Consider the following 25,595-nt stretch of genomic DNA (forward strand, 5'->3'; position numbering starts at 1 on the left):
TCTCGTGACGGGTCAGTGCGTGGCGCGAATGCTGGCGAAACGGTCCCGGAGGATGGCGTGCAGTGCGTTCATCTCCCGGGTGATCACCCGGCTCGTCCTCGGCAGCGCACCGGACATGAACAACCGGAGTTCGCCACTCGGGAAGGTCGTCTTGTAGGTCTTCCCACCGCGTTGGACCCGTCGTTCGGTTTCGTGCCGGGTGCCGTCGACGTACAAGGTCAACTTCATCTTCTCCGGCCCTTCGGACCGCTCCGCCTCCCCCGTCCACTGACGATTCGTCCCGTTGTCCGAAACACTGTCGAACCGGACGGTGAAACCACGGGTCCGAAGGGCGTTTTCGATATCGGCGATCCGCGCGTCCTCCGGGATCACCTCGTCGAAATACAGATGCTGATGTGGTTTCAGCTGGCGACGAGCGAACGCGTCATCGAGGATCAAATGAACCCGTGAACCGATCCAGCTGACCTCTTCGTGGCCGTCGCAGTCGGCCTTGCGCCCGGCACCGTCGAACACCCTGCTTCTCATCCCCGAGAGCAGGCAGTCCGGGATCTTCACCTCGACCCGGCCGTCCAGGCTCGGTTGCTGATACAACTCGCCGGGCTGCTCGATCGACAGGAACATCTTCTCGGTGACGAACTCGAGTTCCCCTTCACGCCCCTCCGGTCGCCGCCGCCGCCTCATCGGGATGTTCCGCCATTCGATGCTGCGGCCGACCGGGTTGTAGGTGATCGGCACCGATTCCCGTCCGCTTTCCGGGAGACTGAGCGTGAGCGCGTGCAGCGAGGTGATCGACGGCCAATCGAGAGCGATCCGATCGATGACCGGCCTTGGCGGCTCCCGATCGTTCTTCCACGGCAGGACCACCCTGACCTGGAGCACGAGCAGGAGAAACGACTCGAAGTTCGGCTGCTGGCTCAGTTTCGCGAAATCCACGCCGCCCTCACCGCTCATCGGCAGGCCCCGGAAGTCGCTGATCGTGTCCGGATCGATCAGTTCGATCTGGACGTCGATCGGGATCAGATCGAGCCGGCCCGGCGCGTAGTCGTGCCTGATCGTGCAGGCATGCCGGTCACTGCTCAGCTCGTCCACCTCACCCGGGCCGTCTTTCCCGGCCACCGGCACGCGGATCGGGAGCGAACCGTAGGTGTCGTCGAGACCCAGTCGCTCCCCCAGGTCGGTCTGCTGATGCCGGGCGAAGACCACGTGCCCGATCAACGCGCTGACCGCCTCGCCGGAGGGCTGCCGGAGAAGAGCGGCCGCGACGTCCTCGCAGGCCTCACGCGTGAAGTGATCGGCACCGTCGTAGGGCACGACGATTTCGATCTCCCCGTCGGGAGCCTGGCTGTACCCCGTCGACGAATTCCGGGAGATCTCCTGTTTGCAGTAGTACCTCTCGGTCACCCTGACGGTCTCGGGATGGGCGCGGGCGAAGACCTCCGTCCCGGGCCCCGGCCCCGCCCGCCGCGGATCGAACTTGCTGACCACCTTGCGCACGATCTGGAAGCTGTCGCGGGGAGCCGGCATCGAGAACCCTTTCGGCGCGGTCTGCGCGTAACGCCTTCGCCCGGACGGACGCGCCCGGACGCGGGCGAAGTCCATCGTTTGGCGGTGGCGGAACGATGACGGCCCCACTGTGTGACAGAACGCGCCGGGTGACCCCGTACTAGTACGGGATCTCGTCAGAAAGTTCGCCGAATCGCCGCAGCCGGTCCACGTCGGTGATCAGGACACGGCGATAGTGCCGGTCGAGGGCACCACCTTCCTCCAGTTGACGGAAGGCCTTCTCCACCGAGCTCAGCCCGGTTCCCGCCAAGGAGGCGATGTCCCGCTGGGACAACGGAATCGCGAGCCCTTGACCGGCGGCCGGGGTTTCACCCCATCTCCCCGTGACCTCGAGCAGCGTCCTGGCGATCCGGATCGGGGCCGGGTAGGCGATCAGGTCGACACCCCGGCGGTCGGAACCGCGCAAACGTCCGCTCAGCACCTTCGCCAGGGCAAGGGAAGTCTCCGGGCTGCGTTCGAGGAACTCCACCAGATCCCTGCTGTGGATCACTTTCGCCTGGACCGGGACGCACGCGATCACATGCGCCGACCGCGGTCGGCGTTCGAGCGCCGCCATTTCCCCGATCAGGTCGCCCGGGCCACGGACGGCTATCACCACGTCCTTGCCGCGCTCGGTGCCGACGACGATCTTGACCAGACCGGCGAGGACGAGAACGGTGTACCGCGCCGATTCGCCCTGGCGGACGATGCGCTGATGGGCCGGGTAGGTGATCGGTGTACCGAGACCGAGCAGTGTTTCCTTGCTCCGGCGACCGAGCACGCCCAGCAGGGAGCGCGGTGGCCATTCCTCGACGTTCACCGGCTGCACTTTGCCGGGTGCCTTCCCACCGAACCCCGTGCTGGCACGGGATTCGCCCGGTTCACCGCCGCCGGGCGTACTCGCCTCAAGCCGGCAGGACGGCGGCCGCCCGCAGCGCGGGAAGATCCACGATCGTCATGCGCCGGTAGCCGGTGTCGAGGATTTCCCGCCGCCGCAGCTCGGTGAGCGACTTGTGCACCGTCGGTTCGGCGGCGCCGATCAACGCGGCGAGTTCGGGCTGGGTGAGCGGGAACCCGATCTCCCACCCCCGCGCGGTGTGGGTGCCGTGGGTCGCGACGAGGGCGACGAGGACCCGTGCCAGGCGTACCGCGACGTCGTAACCGCTGAAGTCGACCCGCCGTTCCGTCGACCATCTCAGCTTGGCGGCCATCAGCCTGCTGACCGCGACCGCCGCGTCCGGATGCTCCGCGAGGAACCGGTGGAACTCGGCGCGCGGCGCCACCCGGGCGCGCAGCCGCCCGACCGCCGTCACGGTGGCCGAACGCGGTTCACCGTCGAATCCGGCCAGTTCGCCGATCAGGTCACCGGCCCCCCGGATCGCCAGCAGCGCCCGGCCACCGTCGGCGGTGGTCGCGGTCACCTTGGCACACCCCTCCAGCAGGAGCACGACGAACGTCGTCGATTCCCCTTCGCGCACCAGCACGTCCCCGGACCGGAATAAGCGTCCCGTGCCGATCCGCAGAAGGCCCGCGGCGGTCCCGGGATTCACCGCGGCGCACAGCCCTCGGTCCGGCGGGAGCGGAGCGCGGACGGTCATCGCTGATCCCGGCCCTTCCCGAACATCCGATTTCACGCCAGTAAGCTCGCAGGAAATGACGTAGGCGTTACGGTCCACCCCGTTCGGCCCAATCAGCAAGGGCGGGACAGCAGTTTTCCGTGTTTTCGTTCTGCTTCGTGAGCCAGTTCTTCGAGCAGGGACCGTCGCTCCGGTGACGTTCCCGGTTCGGCCGCCCACCGCAGCAGTCTCGCCGCGATTTCTCCGGGATCACGCGCATCGGCCGGCGTGCACGGTCCCGGCACCCAGTGCGGGATCGTCTGGCGCGCGGCGGTGTCCAGTGGTCCGCCGTCCCCCTTCGCCGCGCGGAGCAACGGTTCCCAGTCGCCCAGGAACGCCAGTCCCGTCGATCGTCCCGCTTCGACGGTGGGATGCAGTCCGGTGGTGTCGAACCCGGCGAGAACACGGTGCGCGTCGGCGTATTCTCCCGTTTCCCTGGCGAAACCTCCCAGCGCCGCCAAAACCCGCGCGTGCGGCGCGATCTCGACGATTCCGTGACGCCCTGTCGAAAACGTCTCCGCCGTGGTCGCGAGCTTACGATTTCCGGCGATTTCGATGACCTCGGGAAGCGCTTTCGTCAGCTTCGCCGCCGCGACCGCCAATGCCCACTCCACGGCGTCTTCGCGCTGCTTGAACACTGCCTCGCGAGCGGCCACGCTCAACGGCGGGCCAGGATGGCGAGTGCCGTCCCACGATGGCGCGTACGACGCCAGTTCCTCGATGGCACCCTCGACACCGTCGGCGAGAAGCCGGTCCAACTCGTCCGGCGCCGGACTGGTGTGCGCCATCATCGTGCTCCACGGCCAATACAGCCGAGCCGCCAGCCCGCGGTCGCGGAGAATTCGCGCCGAACCCCTGGTCAGGGCGAAGCCTCGTCGCGGGTCGGCCCGCACCACGGCGTGGCACAGGGCGGCCAGCCCTTCGATCCGGTCCGCCTCGACGACCGGCGCGAGTGCGATGACCAGCCGCTCCACCCGAGCGACGGCGGCGGGCGAAGTCGCCGCGCCGGCGGCGATCAGCAGGAGATGAAGCGGCGAAGTGGCCAGGACGGGAAGGACCAGTGCGTCGCGAGCCGGCCGATTGCCGGAAAGCAGTTGGTGAGCCAGCAAAACGGCCTCGGACTCGGGCAGTTCCGTCAACCGGGAAAGCGCGCCGGGAGGCATCGGCTCGAAGGAGAAGCCGGACAGCAGATCACCGACGTCGTAGGCGATCCCGTAGGAGAATCGTCTGGTGATCAGTTCCGCCGGCGAGCTCGTCCGCTCCAGGAGGCGCACCCGCGTTTCGTTCGCCTCCCGGATCTCTCGGCTGCGGGACAGGGTCGGAAGCCGGGCTTCGACATCACGAAGACCGTTCGCCGTCAGCTCTTCCCGCACTTCGTGCAGACGCGATGGCACCACCACGTCGAACCGGCGCAAGAGGCCGTCGGCCGCGAGAGCGACACGCGGATCACCTGCCTGGAGCAACTCCCCCTGCAGCAGCTCGAGGCCCCTGATCCGCGCCGCGCCGATCACCGCGAGGGCAGCGAGCACCGTTTCGGCCGGATGTTCGCCACGGGCCAGGACTTCGCCGAGGACATGGCGGGCCCAGACGGCGTACGGCCAGTCGGGGCCGGCCCGTGTCGCGGAGAGTGCGAGTACCGCCAGGATCTCGAGCTGAGCCGTGGCGGGGGTTCCGGGGTCGAGGAGCACGTCGGAGATGGCTTGCCGTGCGGGCGGAATTCCGGTCAGCAGCAGGGATTCCGCCACCGAGCGACGAGTATGGGCACCCGCGCCGGCATCGGCCAGCAAGGTCTTCCATCCCCGCACCGGGCCGAGTGCCAGTACCGGCCTGAACGCCAGCATCCGTGCCGCGAACCGCGGATCGGCGGAGAGCACGCTTCGCACCATGAGTTCGACGACGGAGTCCGGTGTACTCGGCAGCCTCGCCGCGAGAACGCAGATGTCGCGCCACGCGAAGGCTCGCGCCCGGTCCTCGGCGAAATCACCGGACAACGCCCGCGCGGCGAAGTAGTCGCGCTCGGCGAGCCTGAGGAAGCGCACACCTCGCGGCCCCGCTTCCAGGATTCCGCGCCCGAGAAGGCCGCCCAGCTCGAAACCCGGCCGGACGGGCTCGGCGGTGTCGACGGCCATGGCCGCCACGGACGCCAGCGTCTTGATCTCCTCTTCGGTCAGGTCACCCGCGAAGTACCGCTCGTACCGGGCACCGATCGACGCGGACGACTGTTCTTCCACCGCGGCCTCGGCGAGCATCGCGACCAGGCCCTGGGGCACTCCTCCATCGGCGCGGTGCGTCTCGACGAGCGTGGAGACCAGCTCCCGCCGCACGGTCAGCGGGATCGGCCGCCTGCTCAGGAACCAGGTGATGTCCTCTTCGTCCCAGAGGGCCAGCCTGTGCACCGGAAGCCCGAACGCCTCCGCCGCCCGGCCACCGTCGCGAACGGCGACCGTCAGGCGGATCCGGGGAAAGTGGGCGCGCAGCGAACGAGCCCACTCCGCGATTCGCGCGAAACCCGTGCCGGGCACCTCGTCGAGGCCGTCGAGGAGCAGGTGCACGGCGCCGAGCACGAGCGCTTCACGGGGGACGTCCAGGCGCGGCCCCTCCGGACCCGCCAGCAGTTCGGCCGCCGTGAGGAGCAGGGGGAACCGCAGCGAACCGGAGCCGGGCCCGGGATCGGCGATGTCGAGGGCACGCCGGTAGGCCAGCTCCAGCAGCAGCCGCGACTTCCCCGCCCCCGGCCCGCCGGTCACCACCGCCGACTCCTCGTGCTCGGCCACGAGAGGGAATTCGTCGTGCTCGCGGGAAAGGCGGACGATCAGTTCCCGTGCCCGGTCGAGGTAGCACGTCCGAGTGAACCGATCACGCAGTTCGTCGATCTCCGGAGCAGCCAACCCCGGATGCCGCGCCTCCACGGCGGCGAGCAGACCCGCCAGCAACGACGCGGCTCCCGGCCGGGTCAGGTCGATCACCGGGGCGACCCGGCTGAAGAGTTCGGAAAGCCGCTCGCCGTGGGCGAAGGGGTTTTCGTCGGCCAACCACTCCGCGGCGACCGCGGCGATCGCGTGCGTGGCGCGCAACGCGTGCTCGGGGTGCGCGGACCACTTCACCGTGCGGTAGGCCGACAAATGCAGCACCGCCGCGTAGTCGAGCCAGACGGTGTCACCCGGGTGAAGACGCTGGGACGCCACCCTCACCTCGTGGAGGATCCGAAAGGCCACGAGTGCCTGGTCTTCGAAGAACCCCTCGACGATCCGGTCGAATTCGGCGGCGTCCATCGCCACTGTCCTCGCCCTGGTGGCGAACGCGAGCAGGCGCTGGATCCGGACGAGGTCCGCGTACGGGAGCCCGGCGAAGACGTCGCGCATCAGGCTGACCTCCAGCCAGGCCGCGTCCGACAGCACCGGCCGGTCCTCGGCCGTCCGCGCGAAATCGATCAGCACCGGACGGCCGTCGACGCACATCACGTTGCGGGCGTTGAGATCGCCGTGCACCACACCGCGCACCCGCCCGAATCGCGGATCGGTCAGCGCGGGCCGGAGCCCGGCCGCGGGATCGGCCGTCCGGACACCGTCCGCGACGACCACGCCCTCTTCCCGCTCAAGGGAACCGAAAGCACCATCGAGGGTACGACGCTGTTCGGAGAACCTGCTCCGGATCACCCGTCCGGAGAGCACCGTGTCCGTGTCCTGCCCCGATGTTTCGATCCGGACTTCGGAATCTCCGGAATCCGCTATCCGGAGCTCTTGCCCGGAATGGAATTCACCCTGCCCGAGAGAAACTTCGAGAACGTCTTCCGCATAGATCGGTTCTCCGGTGACCGTCCCGGCACTGAGCACGAGATCAGGCCCCAAAGTGGGGTTGAGATCCCGCAAACTCCGCGAAGAAAAAATTTTCCTGCGGTTGTGGAACGGAGTGGCCATCTGCGCGAAGAGATCGCCGATCAACCGCCGGGCGGCCGTGGCCGAGGCGGGATCCGCGAGGGCGGTCCGGACGAGATCCTCCAACGTCGACACCGCCGCCTGCGGCCTGCCCGCGTAATCGGCGACGTGGGTGTACACCACGGCCTCGATCTCACCGTCATGTCCGCTTCCGCTGTCCAGGGCACCTCGCGTCGCCTCCTGAATGGGCGCGCACACCGCGGCCGGATACGGAACGAGCAACCGCCGGTAATTCCCGTACTCGGCGGCCATTTCCTCGGCAGCGCCGATCTTCACCACACGCTGCCGGTGTTCCGCGCCCGCGCGCAGCGCGACTTCGAGGACGAATGCCCCACTCCGGCCGCCGTCGATCACCCGGGTGATCTCGATGCTCTCGACCGATCCTTGCCAGCCCGGCCCGGATCGGCCGATCCGGTGCAGCGCGTGCCGGAACATGCCCTTCCGGTCCGGCGGTAGTTCGACGTTTTCCGAGAGGATCTCGACGTTGGCCACCTGAACCTCCCCGGCGAGGCGCCATGCGTAGGGTGACACCCTAGCGAGATCCTGGTGCCCGGCAACACCGGAGGTGGCATGTCGCGAGACCCTCGTCGGGAGGAGTGGGCGGCCCTGTGCGCGCGCCTGCGGCGGCTCGCCGGTGACGCGAACTGGTTCGCGCTCCGTCCGGATTTCGACGACTTGGCGGCGGCGACACGGGCCGGAGAAGACACCCTCGACGGCTGGCGGGCACTCGAGGCGAAACTCGCTCGCCTCGCCGAAGCGGAGGTGAACCAAGTCTTCCGCCACAGCGAAGGCGGCGACGCGCGTCAGGACACCGGCTCGGAGGCGAGGCACGGCTGCCCGCGCGAGGTCTGTGATCGCGTCGCGGTGGCGCCCGCCGGCGCACCGCCGAAGTGCGCTCTGTTCGGTGTTTCGATGCACGAGCTGCCCTGACGGCCGCATCGCCGGCTGATCCGGGCCTGCCTCGCCCAGGATTCGCCGGCGAACGCCTGGCCCGGCACAACGCGCGACACGCGTGATCGAAGCCGTGACTCGCGTGTTTGAAGCCGTAACACGCAATGCGGCCTCCAAGCACGCGAGTTACGGCTCTGATCACGCGAGTTACGGCTCTGATCACGCGAGTTCGGGCTCTGATCACGCGAGTTCGGACTTCGGTCAGATGACCCCGGCCCGCACGGCGTACGCGACGGCGTGGGGCCGGTTGCGCAGCTTCAGCCGTCCGGTGATGCCCTGGATGATGTGCTTCACGCTGCGTTCCGAGTAGCTGAGCTCGCCGGCGATCTCGACGGTGTCCTTGCCCTCGGCCATCAGCCGCAGGACGTCGATCTCCCGCGTGGTGAGCCCGGCGGTGTTGACGCCCATCGGGTCGAGCACCTCGCGCTGGAGTCGTTCGACGTGCTTGAGCAGTTCGCCGAGCAGGCTCGGCGGGAGTACGCCGCCGCCGGTGGCCGCGGCGCGGACGGCGTGCGCCAGGCGTTCGCCGGTCGTCGCCGAACGCGGCAGCACCGCCACCACCCGGCATTCGATGGCGGGTACGAGTTCCGCCTCGCTGATCTGACTCACCACGAGCACCACCGGCTTGCCGTCCTCGGCGGCGAGCCGCCGCAGCCAGAGCACCGTCTCGGGCGTCAGCCGTTCCGTGGCGAACACCAGTACGTCGGTCTCGGCGCGCCGCTCCCAGACCCGGATGCCGATCCCCTGCTGCGTGCTCAGCTGGCTGGCCAGGCCCGCCGTGGTGATCGGGTCGGGCGCGTGCACCGCCACGGTGATCTGTCGGGTTTCCGTGTCCACTTCGTCCCCTCCGCTTGTCCGCGGCCCCAGTCGGATGGGACACAGTCTGCGAAGGAGCTCTTCACGAAGTCTCCACGAGTCCTCAACGAGGCGTGAAGGACTTCGTGGCCAGCTGAAACGCCTCCACGTACTTCGGCAGCTCGCCGAGGATTTCGCGGAGCCTGGCCTCGGGGCCGCTGTAGTGCGGGTCGGCGAGCAGGGCGTGCCCGAAGGCCAGCGTGCGCCGAAGCTCGGTGATGCGTGCTTCGGCCTCGTCGGCGTCGAGCACCAGCCCGCCGTTCTGGGCGAGACCGAGCAGGACGTCTCCGGCGAACAGCTCCTGATCCTCACTCACCGGCACAGCATGCACAGCCGCGCATGCCCACCACCAGCGCCGGACGACACTTTGCCCCTGCGAACGTCCGGGTTGCCCACTCGCCCGTGGCCTGTCCCGGCCGTGAAACCACAGGAACGGACCTCCGATGGTCCACCGATCGGCGAACTCCGGGAACGGCCCCTTCCGCCCGGCCGAAACCCACACGGCGGCTGCCCGCTTGATTGCGAAGCCCACAGCGGCGCCATTAGGCTTTCCGCCGAGCAGGGCTCTTTCTCGGCGGTCGAAAGCACAGGCGGCAGGTCATGGACGAGGTTTCCTCGCTGACGGTGCGGCTGCTGGGCGGTCCTTCCGCCCGGTCCGACGCAGGCGAGATCGCCCTCGGGCCGGCGCAGCGGCAGGCGGTGTTCGCCGCGCTCGCGCTGCACGCCGGCCAGTTCGTCTCCCGTAAGGAGCTCATCGACGCCGTCTGGGGCGAGCGGCCTCCGGACAGCGCCACCGGCATCGTGTATACCTACGTCTCCGCCTTGCGCCGCGCGCTGGAGCCGGTGGGCGGACCGCTCGTCGCCACCCGTGCCGGTTACCGCCTCGACCTGCCGAGGGAGCGGGTCGACGTCCACGTCTTCGAGGCCGAACTGGAACACGCCCGCGCGCATCGGCGCACCGGCGCGCACCGGCGGGAGCTGGAGTCGCTGCGGTCCGCGCTCGGGCAGTGGCGAGGGTCCGCGCTGGACGGGATCCCCGGCCCGTTCGCCGAGACCCAGCGCGCCCGGCTGGACGAACTGCGGATGAGCGCGCTCGAGCGCCAGGCCGAGGTCGCGCTGCGCCTGGGCGGCCACCGCGAACTCGTGGGCGAGCTCACGGTGCTGGTCGGGCGCCATCCGCTGCGTGAAGGCCTGCACCGCCTGCTGATCACCGCGTTGTTCCGGGCGGGCGGGCGGGCCGAGGCGCTGGCCGCGTTCGACCGCGCCCGCGAGACGATCATCGAGCAGTCCGGTCTCGAACCCGGCCCGGAACTGCTGTCCCTGCGGCAGCGCGTCCTGGACGACGATCCCTCACTGCACCACCGCGACCAGCCGGAACGGCACCGGCCGACGACGGCCGTGCCCGATCGGCCCTCCCTCTTCGTCGGCCGCGAGTTCGAACTCGCCCGGCTGCGCCGCCACCTGTCCGCGCTGCTGACCGAAGGCCGCGGCGGGACGGTCTGGGTGGACGGCGAGGCGGGCAGCGGCAAGAGCACGCTCCTGGCGGAGGTACTCGCCTCGGCGACCAGCCGCACGCGCTGGGTCACCGCCGACGAGCTGACCAGCGCGGTCCCGCTGAACCTCATCGCCGACAGCCTCGGCGGCGAAGCACTCGACGATCTCGGCGGAACGGTCACCGAACTGTGCGCCGACGGACCGCGGGTGCTCGTCTTCGAGGATCTGCACTGGGCCGACGAAGGAAGCCTGCTCGCCTGGCAGCGGCTTCACCGGCTCACCGCGCGGCTGCCGCTGCTGCTGATCGGCTCGGCGCGCCCGCTCCCCCGGCGGCGCCTGCTCGACGTCCTCCGCTCGGAGCTCGACGGGGAGATCGTCTCGCTGCCGCCGTTCGACGCCCCGGCCGTCGCCGCGCTCGCCGAGGAGACGCTGGCCAGGGATCCCGGCCGGGACTTCCTCGGTTTCGCCGCCGAGTACACCGCCGGGAACGCCGGCTACCTGCGCGAGCTGTTCGCCGAGTTCGCCGAAGGCCGGGAGACGACCACCGCGCCGCACAGCCGGCTCGCCTCCATGGTGGACGCCCAGCTCGCCACGCTTTCGCCGGCGTGCAAGCGAACGTTGACCTCGGCCGCGCTGCTCGGCTCGTCGTTCGCGGTCGCCGAACTGGCGGACGTCACCGGCCGCGAACCGGCGGCGCTCGTCGAAGCGGTCGACGAGGCACTCGCCGCACGCGTGCTGGAATCCGAGGAAGACCGCCTGCGGTTCCGCGTCCCGCTGGTGGCCTCGGTCTTCGCCGCGAACACGCCACCCGCCATCCGCGCCGTGCTGCACCAGGAGATCGCCGCGACGATGGCGGAGTCCGGCGCGCCCGCCGACCGGGTCGCCGAGCACCTGCTCCAGGCAGGCGACGAACTGACGGGGCCCTGGATTCCGCGATGGGTGCTCGACAATGTCCGCGCGCTGCCCGCCGGACCCGCCGTCGAACTGCTCCATCTGCTTTCGCGCCAACGAAATCTCACCGAGGAACAGCATCGGGACCTGGCGGGTGAACTCGCCGCGCTGCTGTTGCCCGAACCGGACACCGCCTCCTCCGGACCCGCCCAGCCCTGGTGCACCCCGCTGCACGCGCTCGGCCGGGTGCCCGACCGAACCGCGCCGAGGACGTCTTAAACTGCGGAGACACAGTAGTGAACCGGCCACTTTCGGTGCATGACGAGAAGGGGAGCCGGCGTGACGAACGGGTTGCGCGTCGAGCTGCTCGGGCCGCCTCGTGCCTGGCTCGGAGACGTCGAGCTGAAGCTCGGGCCCGCCCGTCAGCGTGCGGTCTTCGCCACCCTGGCGGCGCGCCGCGGCCAGGGGATCTCGCTCGGTGAGCTGATTTCGCGCGTCTGGGGCGAGTCGGCGCCCGCCAGCGCCACCGGAAGTGTCCACACCTACGTCTCCGGTCTGCGCGGGGCGATCCGCAAGGCGGGCGGGGACGCGCACGAGGTGCTGCGTTCGTCGGGATCGCGTTACGTGCTGCGGCTGGACAGCGAGTCGCTCGACGTCCACCGGTTCGAACAGGACGCCGCGGCGGCCAGAAGGCTGCTCGCCCACGCCGACCAGCGCGGCGCGGCCGCGCGGCTCACCGCCGCGCTCGGGCGCTGGCGGGGCGAGGCCTATTCCGGTGTACCGGGCCCGTTCGCGGAAACGGAACGCGTCCGGCTGACCGAACTCCAGCTGACCGCCACCGAGCTGCGCGCCACCGCGCTGCTCGGCCTCGGTGACCACCGTGAGCTGGTGGCCGAGCTGACCGCGCTGGTGCGGCGGTATCCGTTGCGCGAGTCGCTGCACGAGACGCTGATGCGTGCCCTGCACGCCGGCGGCCGCCCCATCGAGGCACTCACCGCCTACCGCGAGGCGAGGCGGACACTCCGGGTCGAACTCGGGGTCGAACCCGGCGCCCTGCTGCGTGACCTGCACCAGCGCATCCTCAGCGGCACCGAGAAGCCGGTCGCCGACGCGAAACCGGCTCCGCTCCGGATCGTGCCGCCGCCGGTGGCCAAGGCGATCGAACGCGGCGGCCAGAGCCCTCTGCCCGGCCGGGCCCGGCAGGTCGACCGGCTGGCCGGGTTCGTCACCGACGTGCTCGCCGGCCGCGGCCGCCCCGTCTGGCTCGAAGGCGAACCGGGTATCGGCAAATCGGAGCTGCTGATCGCCGGGCTGGCGGGCGCCGCGGCGCGCGGTTGCCAGCTCGCCTGGACCGCGGCCGACGAACTCCAGCGACGGTTCCCGCTGCAGGTGATCATGGAATGCCTCGGCGTGCACCACGGCGCGGCGGACCCGGTCAAGGCCAAGCTGGCCGGTGAGCTGCACGCCGAGCCCGCGCACGGGAACTGGGGCCCCGCCGACCCGATCTCGTCCACCGTGGACAAACTGCTGGCGTTGGTCGACGAGACCTGCGCGGCGGGCCCGCTGGTGCTGGTGATCGACGACCTCCATTGGGCCGACGAGGCCAGTGTGCTGCTGTGGCAGCGACTGGCCGCCGCCACCCGCCAGCTGCCGTTGCTGCTGGTCGCCGCCACCCGCACCGGGCACGGCCGCCGGGACCTCGCCCGGTTGCGTCGCGGGGTCGAGGCGAGGGACGGCGAGATCATGCCGGTCGAGGTGCTGTCCGACGAGGAGACCGCCGCCGTGTTCGAGGTGGTGCTCGGGGCCGAGCTGGGGCCGAGCCTGCGGCCACTGGTCCGGCGTGCGGCCGGGAACCCGCTCTACGCCAGGGAAATAGCGCAGGACCTGGTGCGCACCGGTGCTCTGCTGAACAAGGCGGGCGTGGCCGAGGTGACGCTGGACGGCACCGAGAACGCGCCCAGGTCCCTGCTCGCGGCGGTGGCCCGCACCCTGGGATGCCTCGAGCCTGCCACGACCGAGATCCTGCGCACCGCCTCGCTGCTGGGCGCGGAATTCGCCGTCGAAGACCTCTCCACGCTGGCGGGCAAGAGCCCGCTGGAGGTTGTGCGGGAGCTGGAACCGGCCACCACCGCGGGCGTGATCGAGTACGCCGGCGACAAACTCGCCTTCCATCATCCGTTCCAGCGCCAGGCACTCTACGGCGGCATCGCCGAACCGGTCCGCGCCGCGCTGCACCGGCGCGCCGCCGAGTCGCTCGCGCGGGCGGGCGCGCCGGTCAAACGGGTCGCCGAGCAGCTGGCGGCCGGGCCGGTGCCGTTCGACCCGTGGCTGGTGGGCTGGCTCACCGCCAACCACGTCGCGGTGTCCAACCGCGCCCCGCACATCGCGGCCGATCTCCTCCGTGGCGCGCTCGACAGCACGGTGCCCACCCACGAGCAGCGCGGGACGCTGATCGCCGCGCTGGTGCGGGTGCTGTTCCGCCTCGAACAGGCGCCGGAGGCCGAAGCCGAACAAGCGGTGAAGACGGTCGAAGACAAGGCGGATCTGGCGCAGATGCGGCATTTCCTGGCCGCGCTGCGGTACCGCCGGGGTGACACGCCCGGCGCGATCGAGGCGCTCGGCGACACCGCGGACGATCCGTCGATACCGGAATTGTGGCGCATCAGCACCCGGACCCTGCTCGCCAACTTCCGGCGCGGCACCCTCGACGATCTCGACGAGACCGAACGGCTCGCGCGGCGTTTGCACGCCGAAGCCGTCGAGGCGGGCGAACGCTATCCCGCCGCGCACGCGCAGCAGACGTTGTGGCTCGTGCACTCGATCCGCCGCGAGCACGACCGGGCGCTGACCGCGATCGACGCCGCGCTCGGCACCACCGGCGACCACGCCGGACTGGCGACCCTGCGCTTCGACCTGCTCGACAACCGCCTCTTCACCCTGCAGAACCTCGACCGGCTCGACGAGGCCGACGCCACGCTGCACGCCGGATACGAGACGGCGGCCCGGCACGGCTTGCCGACCGGTCCGCAGGTCTCGGCGGCCGTGCACCACTACTGGACCGGCCGCTGGGACGAGGCGCTGGCCGAGCTGGACTCGGTCACCGAGGACGGCCCGGCGATCACCTTCTACGGAGTGCGCGAACCGGGTGCCGCCGCGTTGTTGCTGCACGGGGTCGCCGCCCTCATCGCGGGACACCGGGGCGAACGCGTCTCCGTCCGCGCCCATCTGGAAGCCGCCGAGGCGCATTCGCCGTCGAACTCGTCCGAGCGCGAAAGCTGCGACTTCTACCTCGCGGCCCTGGCGATGGCCGCCGAACAGCGCGGCGGGCTCGACGACGCGCTACGGCTGATCGCGCCGGTGCTGCGCCCCGACTACGCCCGGATGATGCTGCGCCACCAATGGCTTCCCGACGTCGTCCGCGTCGCGCTCGCGGCCGGGAACGAGGCCGTCGCGCGGGAAGCGCTCGCCGTCTGCGCCGAGGAGGCGAGCCAGGAGACCGTGCCCGCCAGGGCGACCGCGGCCGCCGCCCGATGCCGGGCGCTGATCGACGGGGATCCCGAAGGCATGCTGTCCGCGGCCGATCACTACCGCGAGGTCGGCCGCCCGATCGAACTCGCGGCGGCACTGGAGGACGCCGCCGAGCTGCTCGGCCGTGCCGGTTACCTCGAAGCGGCCACCCGCTCGCTCACCGAGGCGTGCGAGGTGCTCGGGCCGGTCGGCGCCACCTGGAGCATCCGCCGGGCGGAGAACCGGCTGCGCCGCTACGGAGTGCTGAGCCGCGCCGAACGCGGACCCCGCCACAGCGGCGCGCTGTCACCGCTGGAACTGCGGGTCGCCCGGCTGGTGGCGGCGAAACTGTCCAACCCCGAGATCGCCGCGGAGCTGAGCCTGCCCAGGAGGACGGTGCAGTCGCTGGTGTCGAGGGTGCTGACCAAACTGCACGCGGATTCCCGGCTGACCGTCGGCGATCAGTTGCCCAGACGGCTCGCGTGAAGGCGATGACACAGACGGCTCGCGTGAAAGCGATGACACAGACGGCTCGCGTGAAGGCGATAACACAGACGGCTCGCGTGAAAGCGATCATCACCGTACGACCGAGGAGAACCATGACCCGCGTGCTGGCCGGATTGACGGCCCTCGTGCTGCTGCTCACCGGTTGCTCGGGCAAGCCGGAAGCCGGTGGCCCGATCAAGCTCACCGTCGCCACCTTCGGCGAGTTCGGGTACGAGAAACTCTTCGACGACTACGAGAAGGCTCATCCGGGCATCACCGTCGAGGGCCGGGTCGCCGACTTCGAGACACATCACCGGCAGCTCGCCACCGGCCTCGGTGCCGGACGCGGCAGCGCGGACGTCGTCGCGATCGAGGAACAGTACCTTCCCAAGTTCCGCCAGTCGACGGACAAGTTCACCGATCTGTCCGAATTCGGGGCGCAGGGCCTCCGGGCGCAGTGGCCCGCCTGGAAATGGGACCAGGGCACCGCGGACGGCGGGAAGTTCGTGCTGGGCCTCGGTACCGACATGGGCAGCCTCGCCCTCTGCTACCGCCGCGACCTGTTCGCGAACGCCGGTCTGCCGACCGACCGCGATCAGGTGGCCGCGCTGTGGCCGACCTGGGAGAAGTTCGCCGAGACCGGGGAGCGGTTCAGCGCCAAGGCGCCGGACGACGTCAGATTCGCCGACTCGGCGGGCACGATCTACACGGCGATGCTCAACCAGGCGGAGGAGAACTACTTCGCCAAGGACGACACGTTCGTCGCGGACAAGAACCCCAACGTGCGCAAGGCCTTCGAGCTGGCGGGCGGGATGGCGCTGAAGAAGGAGACGGCGGCGGTCACCACGTTCACGCAGCCGTGGACGGTGGCGATCAAGCAGAGCCGGTTCGCCGCCATCACCTGCCCCGCTTGGATGCTCACCCAGATCGAAGAGGCGGGCGGCCCGGAACTGGCGGGCAAATGGGACGTCACCGCGGTTCCGGGCAAGGCGGGCAACTGGGGCGGCTCGTTCCTGACCGTGCCGAAGCAGGGCGCGCACCGCAAGGAGGCCTACGACCTCGCCGTCTGGCTCACCGCGCCCGAACAGCAGAAGCGGATCTTCCTGGAAAGCGGTCTGCTGCCGAGCGCGCTCGGCGCCTACCAGGACAGCGCCGTGCTTTCCCACACCAGCAAGTACTTCGGGGACGCGCCGGTCGGCAAGATCTTCGCCGCCTCCGCCGAAGCGCAGCGGCCGAACTACCGAGGGCTGCGCGACGGCGAGGTACGGCCCGTGTACGGGCACGCGCTCGGCCGCGTCGAAGAGGGCAAGCAATCGCTCGACGAGGCCTGGAACCAGGCTTCGGCGGAGGGCCGCGCCGCGGCCGCCAAATGAACGAGGACGGTGTGGCACGCGGGTTTCCGGCCGGGTTCCGCTGGGGAACGGCGACGGCGGCGTACCAGATCGAGGGTTCGACGACGGCCGACGGCCGCGGACCGTCCATTTGGGACACCTTCACCGCGCGGCCCGGCCGGGTGCTCGGCGGTGCCACCGGTGAGCCGGCCTGCGACCACTACCGGCGCTATCGTGAGGACATCGGCCTGCTGAGCGAACTCGGCGTGCCGTATTACCGCTTCTCCGTCGCGTGGCCGCGGGTCATGCCGGACGGCCGCACGAGCGAACCCCGCGGCCTGGCCTTCTACGATCGCCTTGTCGACACGGTCCTGGAGCACGGGATCACCCCGATGGTGACGCTCTACCACTGGGATCTGCCGGAGGCGCTGCAAGCGGAGGGAGGCTGGCCCAACCGCGACCTCGCGGAGCTTTTCGCCGACTACGCGTTGACCGTCCACAAAGTACTCGGTGACCGTGTCCGGCAATGGACCACGATCAACGAGCCGTTCTGTGCCGCTTTCATCGGCTACGGCAACGGCGACCACGCGCCGGGCCTCCGAGACGAGGGCGCAGCTTTGGTCGCCGGGCACAACCTCCTGCTCGCGCACGGCCGGGCCGCGCAGGCGTTGCGGGCCGGTGGCGGTGAGCAGGAAGTGTCCATCGTGCTGAACTTCGCCCCGGTGCTGACCGACGTGGACGACGCCGCGCACCGCGAGGGCGCGCGACGATTCGACTTCCTGCACAACAGGTTCTTCCTCGATCCCCTGCTCGGTCGCGGCTATCCGCCCGGACTGCTGGCGGATCTGGCGCATCTCGGCACGCTCGAACCGGCGATCGCCGACGGCGACCTGGAGGTCATCGCGCAGCCGCTGGACGTCCTGGGGGTCAACTACTACGCGCCCGCCCGCGCCGTGCCGCTCGACGACCCCGAAACCGACAGCAACTGCCCACTGCCGGGCCTGCGCGGGATGGACGTCCAGCGACCCCGCGGCGAGCTGACCTCGCTCGGCTGGGAGCAGCGGCCGTCGTCGTTCACCGATCTGTTGTCGTGGTTGCACGAACACTGTCCCGGCTTGCCGCTCGTGATCGCCGAGAACGGTGCCGCGTTCGAGGACGAGGTCGTCGACGGGCGCGTGCACGACGGGAAACGCGTGCGGTACTTCGCCGAGCACCTCGCCGCCGTGCACGACGCGATCGAACGCGGCGCCGACGTCCGCGGCTACATGGCCTGGTCGCTGCTGGACAATTTCGAGTGGGCCATGGGGTACACGCAGCGGTTCGGGCTCGTGCACGTCGACTTCGAGACGCAGGAACGGGTGCTCAAGGACAGCGCCCGGTTCTACGCGGACGTGGTGGCACGTAACGGGCTCTAGTTCGCTTTTGAAGGCTGACCTGTTGCTTGGGGCACGGAAGGCTCTGGCCGCGATCAGGCTGATCACGTTACCGTTACGTTCTTCGCCACCGAGGTGGCGTGATTAGGCGTTACCGAAAATTGGCGACGCTCTGGCATCCGGAAACCACCGGTGGCCGGTAGCACATCTTCGGAACACAGGAACGAGCACTCAAAGACAGCACCCGATGCTACACGACCATGACGGCACGCAACGGACTCTAACCCGAATCTGAGGCACTGACCTCGACGCGAGTCATTCTCGTCCTGAGCGATGGACCAGGCCGATCACGTTGCCATGACGAAACTCCTCACCACCGAGACGACGCGATCGACCGTTACCGGAATACGGCGACGCTCTGGCATGCGGACGTGATGGCACGCAACGCGCTCTAGCTGATCTGAAGGGCTGACCCGTTCCTCCTGGGCACGGAAGTTCCTGAACGGTGGATCAAGTCGATTACGTTGCCGTGACGGAACTCCTCACCACCGAGACGACGAGATCGATCATTGCCGAAAACTGGCGACGCTCTGACATCCGAAAACCACCGGTGGCCGGTAGCACATCCGCGAAACGCAGGAACGAGCACTCAAAGACAGCACCCGATGCTACACGACCATGACGGCACGCAACGGACTCTAACCCGAATCTGAAGCACTGACCTCGCCGTGAGTCATTCTCGTCCTGAGCGGTGGACCAGGCCGATCACGTTGCCATGACGGAACTCCTCACCACCGAGACGACGCGATCGGCCGTTACCGGAAAACGGTGACGCTCTGGCGTTCGGAAACTGTCGGTGGCCGGTTGTACCTTCTGAGCGTGGACACTCTCAACGCCACTGTGGCGCTATTGAAGGAAATCACCAAGTCGGAGGTTCTGAAGGAGGTCAACGCTTCACTGGATTCGCTGGGAGACAACGATGCTGTCGCCGCCGCGGTCGCGGCGTCGGAGGGGATCGCGCGGTTGGAGGCGGTCCGGTTCCGCGCGTTGGGGCAGCTGAACCGTCATCGTGACGGCGCGTCGAGCGTGGTTCAGGAGGTCGCGCTCGCTCTGTCCGTTGTGGACGGTCACGCGGCAGGGCTGGTGTCGACGGCGACGGCGTTGACGAGCCGCTTGCCACGCACACTGGGACTCCTCGATCGCGGGCAAGTAGGCGGCTACGGGGCGATGAAAGTCGCCACGGCCACCGCGTGGCTGTCGGACGACGACGCGCGTGCGGTGGACGAAATACTGGAGGACCGGTTATCGGGCAAGAATGCCGAACAGATCCGGAAAGCGGCGAATCACGCGGCGATGACGGCCGACCGCGACGGCGCCTCCCGGCGCGTGGAGCGACACCGCGCCGGGCGCCGGTTGTCGATCCGGCAGGGCGAGACCGGGGTGGCGTCGATCGAGGTCGAAGACGGCCCCGTCGAGAAAGTCGCCGCCGCCTACACCCGGATCGACCGCGAAGCACGCGCGCTCAAAACCGGCGAGGAGACCCGCACCCTCGATCAGCTCCGCGCCGACGTCGCCCTCGATCTCCTGCTCGGTGGTCAAGGCGGCAAGAGCGAACGGTCCGAGGTGTTCCTCTACCTGGACCTGCACACCTACCTCGGGATGAACGACAATCCCGCCGAGTTGGCCGGACACGGCCACATCCCGGCCTCGCTGGCCCGACACATCGCCTCCGGCCCCAACACCGTGCTGCGGCGGCTCGTCACCGACCCACTCTCCGGGCAGGTCCTCGACCTCGGCCGCGACCGCTACCGGCCGACCGCGGGTCTCGACGAGTTCGTGCGGGTACGCGACCGGGAATGCCGAAGACCCGGCTGCCACCGCGTCGCCCAGGCCTGCGACCTCGACCACTCGCTGCCGTGGCAACACGGCGGCCACACCACCGACACCGAACTGGTCGATGTGCCGCCGCGACCACCGGTTGAAAGACGAACCCGGCTGGGTCTACCGGCTGACGTCCGATGGAACCCTCACCATCACCACGCCAACGGGACGGAGCTACGACAGCACGCCATCGCCCCTGCACGAACCCCGCGCCGAGGAACCGCCACCGTGCTGAGCCGTCGCCGGAAAACGACCACGGCGCCGCGTCCTCGATCGTGCGATCGGCGCCGGCCTGGTTGCCTGGCGCAATGACCGCGGAACCGCTTGCCGCCTCTCCGCATCACCGAAATACGGCAACGTCCTGCCCGCCGAACCGAAAACGCGACCGCGATCGTCAGGCCCGCGGCGCGCCCCGCATCACGCCGTCGACGACCTTCCTGGCCAGCAGGATGAACAGCACGATCACGGGCAACACACCGATCGTGGCCGCGGTGAGCATCAGCGAGTAGTCGGTGAAGTAGCCGCTGGCCAGCCGCGACAACGCCACCTGGACGGTCGGATGCGCGTTGGGGTCGAGCACGATCAACGGCCAGAAGAAGTCGTTCCACGCCGTCATGAACGTCAGCATCCCGAGCACGGCGGCCTGGGGGCGGACGGCGGGCAGGGCGACGCTCCAGAACAGCCGCGCCGTCGAACAGCCGTCCACGCGTCCGGCGTCGAGCAGTTCACCCGGGATCACCTCCTCGCACGCCTGCCGCATCCAGAACACGCTGAAGGCGCCGACCAGTCCCGGCACGATCACCGCCTCCAGCCGCCCGTACCAGCCGAGTTCGCCGACCACCAGGTAGAGCGGGACGACCCCGAGCTGGGCGGGCACCAGGGCGGTGCCGATGACGACCAGGAAGAGCGAGTCCCGGCCGGGAAAACGCAGGCGTGCGAAGGCGAATCCGGCCATGCTGGAGAGGAGCACGTTCGACGCGGTCACCGTGCCGGCGACGATCAGCGAGTTCTGCATCGCGAGCCAGAAATCGACGGTGTCGAAGACCTTGCCCACGTTCTCGGGCAGGTTGCCGCCGGGCAGCAGCGGCGGAGTCGTCTCACCGAGCGCGGAATCGTCCTTGGACGACACCACGAACGACCAGTACAGCGGGAAGATCGACGCGACGGCGACGGCGAGCAACAGCCCGTAGGCGACGAATCCGGTCCGTTCCCTCGCCGCCATCGTCACTCACCGCCCCGCATGCGGCGCACGAGCGAGAAGTTGACCAGCGCGAAACCCGCCGAGAACAGGAAGAGCAGCCACGCGATGGCCGCCGCGTATCCGGCGTCGAACTCGCCGAACCCCTTCTCGTACAGGTACATCGCGAGCGTCTGGAACTGGCGGTCGGCGCCGCCGGTGCCGTTGGTCCCGGTGTCGTCGAACAACTGCGGCTCGGCGAACAACTGGACCCCGCCGATGGTCGAGACGACGACGGTGAAGGCGATGGTCGGGCGGATCGCGGGCACGGTGATCGACCAGAAGGTCCGCCAGCGCGAGGCGCCGTCGAGCATGGCGGCGTCGTAGCGTTCCTGCGGCACGGACTGCATGGCCGCGAGGTAGAGCAGCGCGTTGTAGCCGGTCCAGCGCCACATCACCAGCACGCTGATCGCGACGTGCGAGGCGAACCGGTCCGTCCGCCAGTCCACCGGGTCGAGCCCCACCAGGCCCAGCACCCAGTTGACGACGCCGTAGTCCTCGGCGAAGAGCTGGCCGAACACCAGCGCGACCGCGACCACCGAGACGACGTTGGGCAACAGCACACTGGCCCGCCACAGGGTCCGCGCACGCAGCGGGCGATCGAGGAGCGCGGCGAGCCCGAGCGCGGCCAGCAGTTGCGGGACGGTCGAAAGGACGAAGATGCTGACCGTGTTGAAGAGCGCGTTGTAGAAGTTCGGGTCCTGGAACAGGACGGCGAAGTTGCCGAGACCGGCGAACCCGGTGTCACCGTTGACCAGATGCCAGTGGTGCAGCGCCACCCAGGCCGTGTAGAGCAACGGAAAGAGACCGAACACGCCGAACAGGACGTAGAACGGCGCGGTCAGCAGATATCCGGCGAGTCGCTCGCCCGTGTGCTTCAAACGGTGATCACCCTGACGCCTGCCCGGGTGATCTCGAAGGCCGCCGCGAGCGTCGCCACGTCCACGCGGCCGTTTTGCCGTGCCTGCTCGAGGATGGCGCGCTGCCGCTCTCCGGCGTACAACGCCTCACCTCCTGTCCTGGCGGATGCGCGGTCCCCGCGACAATAGTTCGGCCGAGATCGTCACAGGGACCCGAGGCGTGTCCGGCAGGTCTCCAGGAAGGCCCGTTCCGTGTCGTTGGTGGCCGAGGCGATCGCCTCGTCGTAGGCGGCGATGGCTTCCGAAGTCCGGCCGAGACGGGCGAGCAGGTTCGCGCGGGTGGCGGGCAGATGGTGGTAGCCCGGCAGCTCCAGCTCCGCGATCCCGTCCAGTGCCGCCGCCGGGCCGTGCACCTCGGCGACGGCGACCGCGCGGTTGAGCGCGACGACCGGCGTCGGGGTGAGCCGCCACAGCCGGTCGTAGAGCGCCAGCACCTGCGTCCAGTCCGTCGACGATCCGTCCGTGTGCACGGCGTTGATGGCGGCCTGCACCTGGTACGGGCCGGGGCGGTCGACCCGCAGGCATCGCCGCACCAGTTCGTGCCCCTCGGCGACCAGGTCCCGGTTCCACAGGGACCGGTCCTGGTCCGCGAGCACCACCAGCTCACCCGAAGGCCCCACCCGCGCCGGCCGCCGGGCTTCGGTGAGCAGGAGCAGCGCCAGCAGCCCGAGCACCTCCGGCTCGTCGGGCATCAGCTCGGTGAGCGCCCTCGCCAGGCGAATCGCCTCCAGGCAGAGATCCGTCCGCAGCAGTTCTCCCGACGTGGACGTGTACCCCTCGTTGAAGACCAGGTACAGCACGGTGAGCACGGAGGCCAGCCGATCCGGGAGTTCGTCCTCCCGCGGCACCCGGTACGGGATGCCCGCGTCGCGGATCTTCTTTTTCGCGCGGACGATCCGCTGGGAGACGGTCGCTTCCGGGACGAGGTACGCCCGCGCGATCTCCCCCACTTCCAGCCCGCCGGGCAACCGCAGGGTGAGCGCGGTCCGCGCGAGCGGCGAAAGCGCCGGATGACAACAGGTGAAGATCATGCGGAGCTGGTCGTCACGTACCGGTCCTGCTTCCGCCGGCTCGTCCGGCCGGTGCAGCAGCAGTGCCTGCGCGTGCCGGGCCTCGCGGGTGGATTCCCGGCGCAGGCGGTCGATCGCCCGGTTGCGGGCGGTCGTGACGATCCACCCGCCCGGGTTGGGCGGTGGCTCGGCCCATTTCTCGACCGCGGTCGCGAAGGCGTCCTGAACCGCCTCCTCGGCGAGCGAGATGTCGCCGAGGAGACGGGTCAGGGTGGCCACGCACCGGCCGTACTCCGCCCGGTAGATCCCGTCGAAATCCGTCGGCGTCACCGTGCGGGGTCACCGAACGGCCGCACTTCGATCGGCTGCCCGCAGGCGAGCGCGCACTTCTCGGCCCAGGCCAGCGCTTGGTCGAGATCGTCGACCTGGATCACCCAGAATCCGCCGAGCTGTTCCTTCGTCTCGGCGAACGGACCGTCGGTGATCGTGGTCGTGCCGCCTTCGGGACGGACGACGGTGGAGACGTCCGAGTGCTCCAGGCCGCCCACGAAGACCCAGGACCCGGTGGCCTTCATCTCGTCGGTGACCTTGCCCGTCCTGGTCAGCATCGCCCGGACCTCGTCTTCGGGCGCGTCCCGTGCGCTCTCGTCGAGCTGGACGGCGAGCAGGTACTGTCTCATGACTGACCCCTTCGACGGCTCAGGAGATCATTCCACGGTGACGGACTTCGCGAGGTTCCGCGGCTTGTCGATGTCGTGGCCGAGGATCAGCGCGGCGTGATAAGCCAGCAGCTGCAACGGGATCGTGAGCAGGATCGGGTCGAGTTCCGGCTCCGAACGCGGGACCACGAACCGCGGCACGTCGAGCTCGCCGAAATCCACGTCGCCGTGGGTGATCGCCAGCACCTGCCCCTTGCGTGCCCTGATCTGCTGCATCGCGGCCAGGTTGCGGTCGGCGAGGTCGTCGGACGGCACGATCGCCACCGTCGGCAGCTCCTCGTCGATCAGCGCCAGCGGACCGTGCTTGAGTTCCGAGGTCTGGTAGGCCTCCGCGTGCCGGTACGAGATCTCCTTGAACTTCTGCGCACCCTCGCGCGCCACCGGGAAACCGCGGACCCGGCCGATGAAGAACAGGCTCCGCGCGTCCGCGCAGATCTTGGCGTGCTCGGCGATCCGAGCCTCCGCCTCGACGATTTTCGCGACCTGCTCCGGCAACGCGCGCAGTGCCGCGACGATCCGCTGTCCGTCCGCGTTGGACAGATCGCGGACGCGGCCCAGCGCCAGCGCGATCATCGCGAAACCGACGGCCATGTTGGTGAGCGCCTTGGTCGAAGCGACGGCGATCTCCGGGCCCGCGTGCAGGTACAGGCCGCCGTCGCAGGCCCGCGCGATCGTCGAGCCGACGACGTTCACGAGGCCGACCACCCGGCCGCCCTTGCGTTTGACCTCTTCGACGGCGAACGCGGTGTCCGCCGTCTCGCCGGACTGGCTGACCGCGATGTAGAGCGTGTCCGCTTCGATGATGGGGTTGCGGTAGCGGAACTCCGACGCGGCCTCCGCGTCGGCCGGGACCCGCGCCAGATCCTCGATCATGGTCGCGCCGATCTGGCCCGCGTAGTACGCCGAGCCACAGCCGAGGATCTTCACCCTCGCGAAGCCGCGCAGATCACGGGGAGTCAGGTTCAGACCGTCCAAACGGGACACTCCGAACCGGTCGTCGAGACGGCCCCGGATCATGCGCTCCAGGCATTCCGGCTGTTCCTGGATCTCCTTGTACATGTAATGCCGGTGCCCGCCGAGGTCGAGGTCGTCGGCCTGGATGTCGATCGCCGTGGCGGCCTTGCCGGTGTCGCTCTCGTCGACGGTGAAGGTCCGGTAGCCGGTGGCCGAGACACTGGCGAACTCGCCGTCGTCGAGGTGCACCACCTGCGAGGTGTGCCGGACCAGTGCGGACAGGTCGCTGGCCACGAACATCTCGCGGTCGCCGACGCCGATGATCAGCGGCGAGCCGTTCCGCGCGACCACGACCCGGTCGGGGTGTCCGGTGTCGGTCACGGCGATCGCGTAGGTGCCGGTGACACGCGAAACGGCCTCGACGACCGCTTCTTCGAGGGTCTTCGCGGCCGACCTCGCGATGAGGTGGGCGAGCACCTCGGTGTCGGTCTCCGACGTCAGCGTCACCCCGGCCTGTGTGAGCTGTTCCCGCAGCGCGTCGGCGTTGTCGATGATCCCGTTGTGCACCACCGAGATCCGGCCGTCCTCGGAAACGTGCGGATGGGCGTTCGCCTCGGTCGCCGGACCGTGCGTCGCCCACCTCGTGTGCCCGATGCCGACCTTGCCCGCGAGCCGTTTGGGCAGGGCCGCCGTCAGATTCCGCACCCGCCCCACGATCCGGTGCACCTGGGCGCCTTTTCCGCCCAGGACGGAGATCCCGGCCGAGTCGTAGCCGCGGTATTCCAGCCGCGTCAGTCCCTCGATCAGGATCGGGGCGGCGTTCTGCCCGCCGATGTAGCCGACGATTCCGCACATGACGAGTCAACCTCACAAAGAACAACGGACAGGACACG

16 protein-coding genes and 2 pseudogenes are annotated in these 25,595 nt (G+C 69.5%); 6 read left to right on the forward strand and 12 right to left on the reverse strand.

What is annotated here, in order from left to right; all coding sequences use genetic code 11:
* Positions 1 to 12 precede the first annotated feature (12 nt).
* From P3102_RS24795 to P3102_RS24810, 4 genes are all read right to left on the reverse strand, one after another.
* Positions 13 to 1,524 (reverse strand): hypothetical protein, encoded by a 1,512-nt coding sequence (locus tag P3102_RS24795; protein ID WP_276362191.1) that lies wholly within the window; start codon positions 1,522 to 1,524, stop codon positions 13 to 15.
* A 139-nt stretch (positions 1,525 to 1,663) separates the two neighbouring features.
* On the reverse strand, positions 1,664 to 2,362 hold the full coding sequence (locus P3102_RS24800) for a Crp/Fnr family transcriptional regulator (RefSeq protein ID WP_276362193.1): 699 nt from the start codon (positions 2,360 to 2,362) through the stop codon (positions 1,664 to 1,666).
* A gap of 85 nt (positions 2,363 to 2,447) precedes the next feature.
* Positions 2,448 to 3,140: a Crp/Fnr family transcriptional regulator gene (locus tag P3102_RS24805; RefSeq protein WP_276362194.1), complete on the reverse strand. Its 693-nt coding sequence runs from the start codon at positions 3,138 to 3,140 to the stop codon at positions 2,448 to 2,450.
* Between the two features lie 92 nt (positions 3,141 to 3,232).
* The gene (locus tag P3102_RS24810; protein WP_276362196.1) at positions 3,233 to 7,585 is read right to left on the reverse strand and encodes a hypothetical protein; all 4,353 of its coding nucleotides are present in this window, start codon (positions 7,583 to 7,585) and stop codon (positions 3,233 to 3,235) included.
* Between the two features lie 78 nt (positions 7,586 to 7,663).
* Between P3102_RS24810 and P3102_RS24815 the strand changes: the two genes are divergently transcribed.
* Positions 7,664 to 8,023: a hypothetical protein gene (locus P3102_RS24815; RefSeq protein ID WP_276362198.1), complete on the forward strand. Its 360-nt coding sequence runs from the start codon at positions 7,664 to 7,666 to the stop codon at positions 8,021 to 8,023.
* A gap of 222 nt (positions 8,024 to 8,245) precedes the next feature.
* On the opposite strand, the gene P3102_RS24820 is transcribed toward P3102_RS24815, so the two are convergent.
* Positions 8,246 to 8,881, reverse strand: coding sequence for a response regulator transcription factor (locus tag P3102_RS24820; RefSeq protein WP_276362199.1), 636 nt, complete (start codon positions 8,879 to 8,881; stop codon positions 8,246 to 8,248).
* Positions 8,882 to 8,963: 82 nt separating this feature from the next.
* Positions 8,964 to 9,215: a hypothetical protein gene (locus P3102_RS24825; protein WP_276362201.1), complete on the reverse strand. Its 252-nt coding sequence runs from the start codon at positions 9,213 to 9,215 to the stop codon at positions 8,964 to 8,966.
* A gap of 284 nt (positions 9,216 to 9,499) precedes the next feature.
* Between P3102_RS24825 and P3102_RS24830 the strand changes: the two genes are divergently transcribed.
* The 5 genes and pseudogenes from P3102_RS24830 to P3102_RS24850 all read left to right on the forward strand — a co-directional run bounded on the left by P3102_RS24830 (position 9,500) and on the right by P3102_RS24850 (position 20,097).
* Entirely contained in the window at positions 9,500 to 11,563 is a 2,064-nt protein-coding gene (locus P3102_RS24830) for a BTAD domain-containing putative transcriptional regulator (RefSeq protein ID WP_276362203.1), read from the forward strand.
* Between the two features lie 60 nt (positions 11,564 to 11,623).
* The gene (locus tag P3102_RS24835) at positions 11,624 to 15,277 is read left to right on the forward strand and encodes a BTAD domain-containing putative transcriptional regulator (RefSeq protein WP_276371338.1); all 3,654 of its coding nucleotides are present in this window, start codon (positions 11,624 to 11,626) and stop codon (positions 15,275 to 15,277) included.
* A 113-nt stretch (positions 15,278 to 15,390) separates the two neighbouring features.
* Positions 15,391 to 16,650 carry an ABC transporter substrate-binding protein gene (locus P3102_RS24840; protein WP_276362204.1) on the forward strand — a complete coding sequence of 420 codons (1,260 nt, stop codon included), beginning with the start codon at positions 15,391 to 15,393 and terminating at the stop codon, positions 16,648 to 16,650.
* 11 nt (positions 16,651 to 16,661) lie between these two features.
* Positions 16,662 to 18,023, forward strand: a complete 1,362-nt coding sequence (locus P3102_RS24845) for a GH1 family beta-glucosidase (protein ID WP_276362206.1) — start codon at positions 16,662 to 16,664, stop codon at positions 18,021 to 18,023.
* An 858-nt stretch (positions 18,024 to 18,881) separates the two neighbouring features.
* Positions 18,882 to 20,097 (forward strand): annotated as a pseudogene (locus tag P3102_RS24850) (DUF222 domain-containing protein).
* Positions 20,098 to 20,256: 159 nt separating this feature from the next.
* On the opposite strand, the gene P3102_RS24855 reads toward P3102_RS24850, so the two are convergent.
* From P3102_RS24855 to glmS, 6 genes and pseudogenes are all read right to left on the reverse strand, one after another.
* A complete protein-coding gene (locus tag P3102_RS24855) occupies positions 20,257 to 21,084 on the reverse strand; it encodes a carbohydrate ABC transporter permease (protein WP_276362207.1) in 828 nt (275 codons plus the stop codon).
* A 2-nt stretch (positions 21,085 to 21,086) separates the two neighbouring features.
* Positions 21,087 to 21,980: a sugar ABC transporter permease gene (locus tag P3102_RS24860; RefSeq protein WP_276362209.1), complete on the reverse strand. Its 894-nt coding sequence runs from the start codon at positions 21,978 to 21,980 to the stop codon at positions 21,087 to 21,089.
* 26 nt (positions 21,981 to 22,006) lie between these two features.
* A pseudogene (locus P3102_RS24865) lies at positions 22,007 to 22,102 on the reverse strand (D-beta-D-heptose 1-phosphate adenosyltransferase); the annotation flags it as partial.
* Positions 22,103 to 22,162: 60 nt separating this feature from the next.
* Complete coding sequence (locus P3102_RS24870) at positions 22,163 to 23,359, reverse strand: RNA polymerase sigma factor (RefSeq protein ID WP_276362211.1); 1,197 nt, start codon at positions 23,357 to 23,359, stop codon at positions 22,163 to 22,165.
* Entirely contained in the window at positions 23,356 to 23,709 is a 354-nt protein-coding gene (locus P3102_RS24875; protein ID WP_276362212.1) for a YciI family protein, read from the reverse strand. The genes P3102_RS24870 and P3102_RS24875 overlap by 4 nt, the downstream gene beginning before the upstream one ends.
* Positions 23,710 to 23,736: 27 nt before the next feature.
* Positions 23,737 to 25,557, reverse strand: coding sequence for a glutamine--fructose-6-phosphate transaminase (isomerizing) (gene glmS / locus P3102_RS24880; protein ID WP_276362213.1), 1,821 nt, complete (start codon positions 25,555 to 25,557; stop codon positions 23,737 to 23,739).
* Positions 25,558 to 25,595: the final 38 nt, after the last annotated feature.

Source organism: Amycolatopsis sp. QT-25 (assembly GCF_029369745.1).
GTDB lineage: Bacteria > Actinomycetota > Actinomycetes > Mycobacteriales > Pseudonocardiaceae > Amycolatopsis.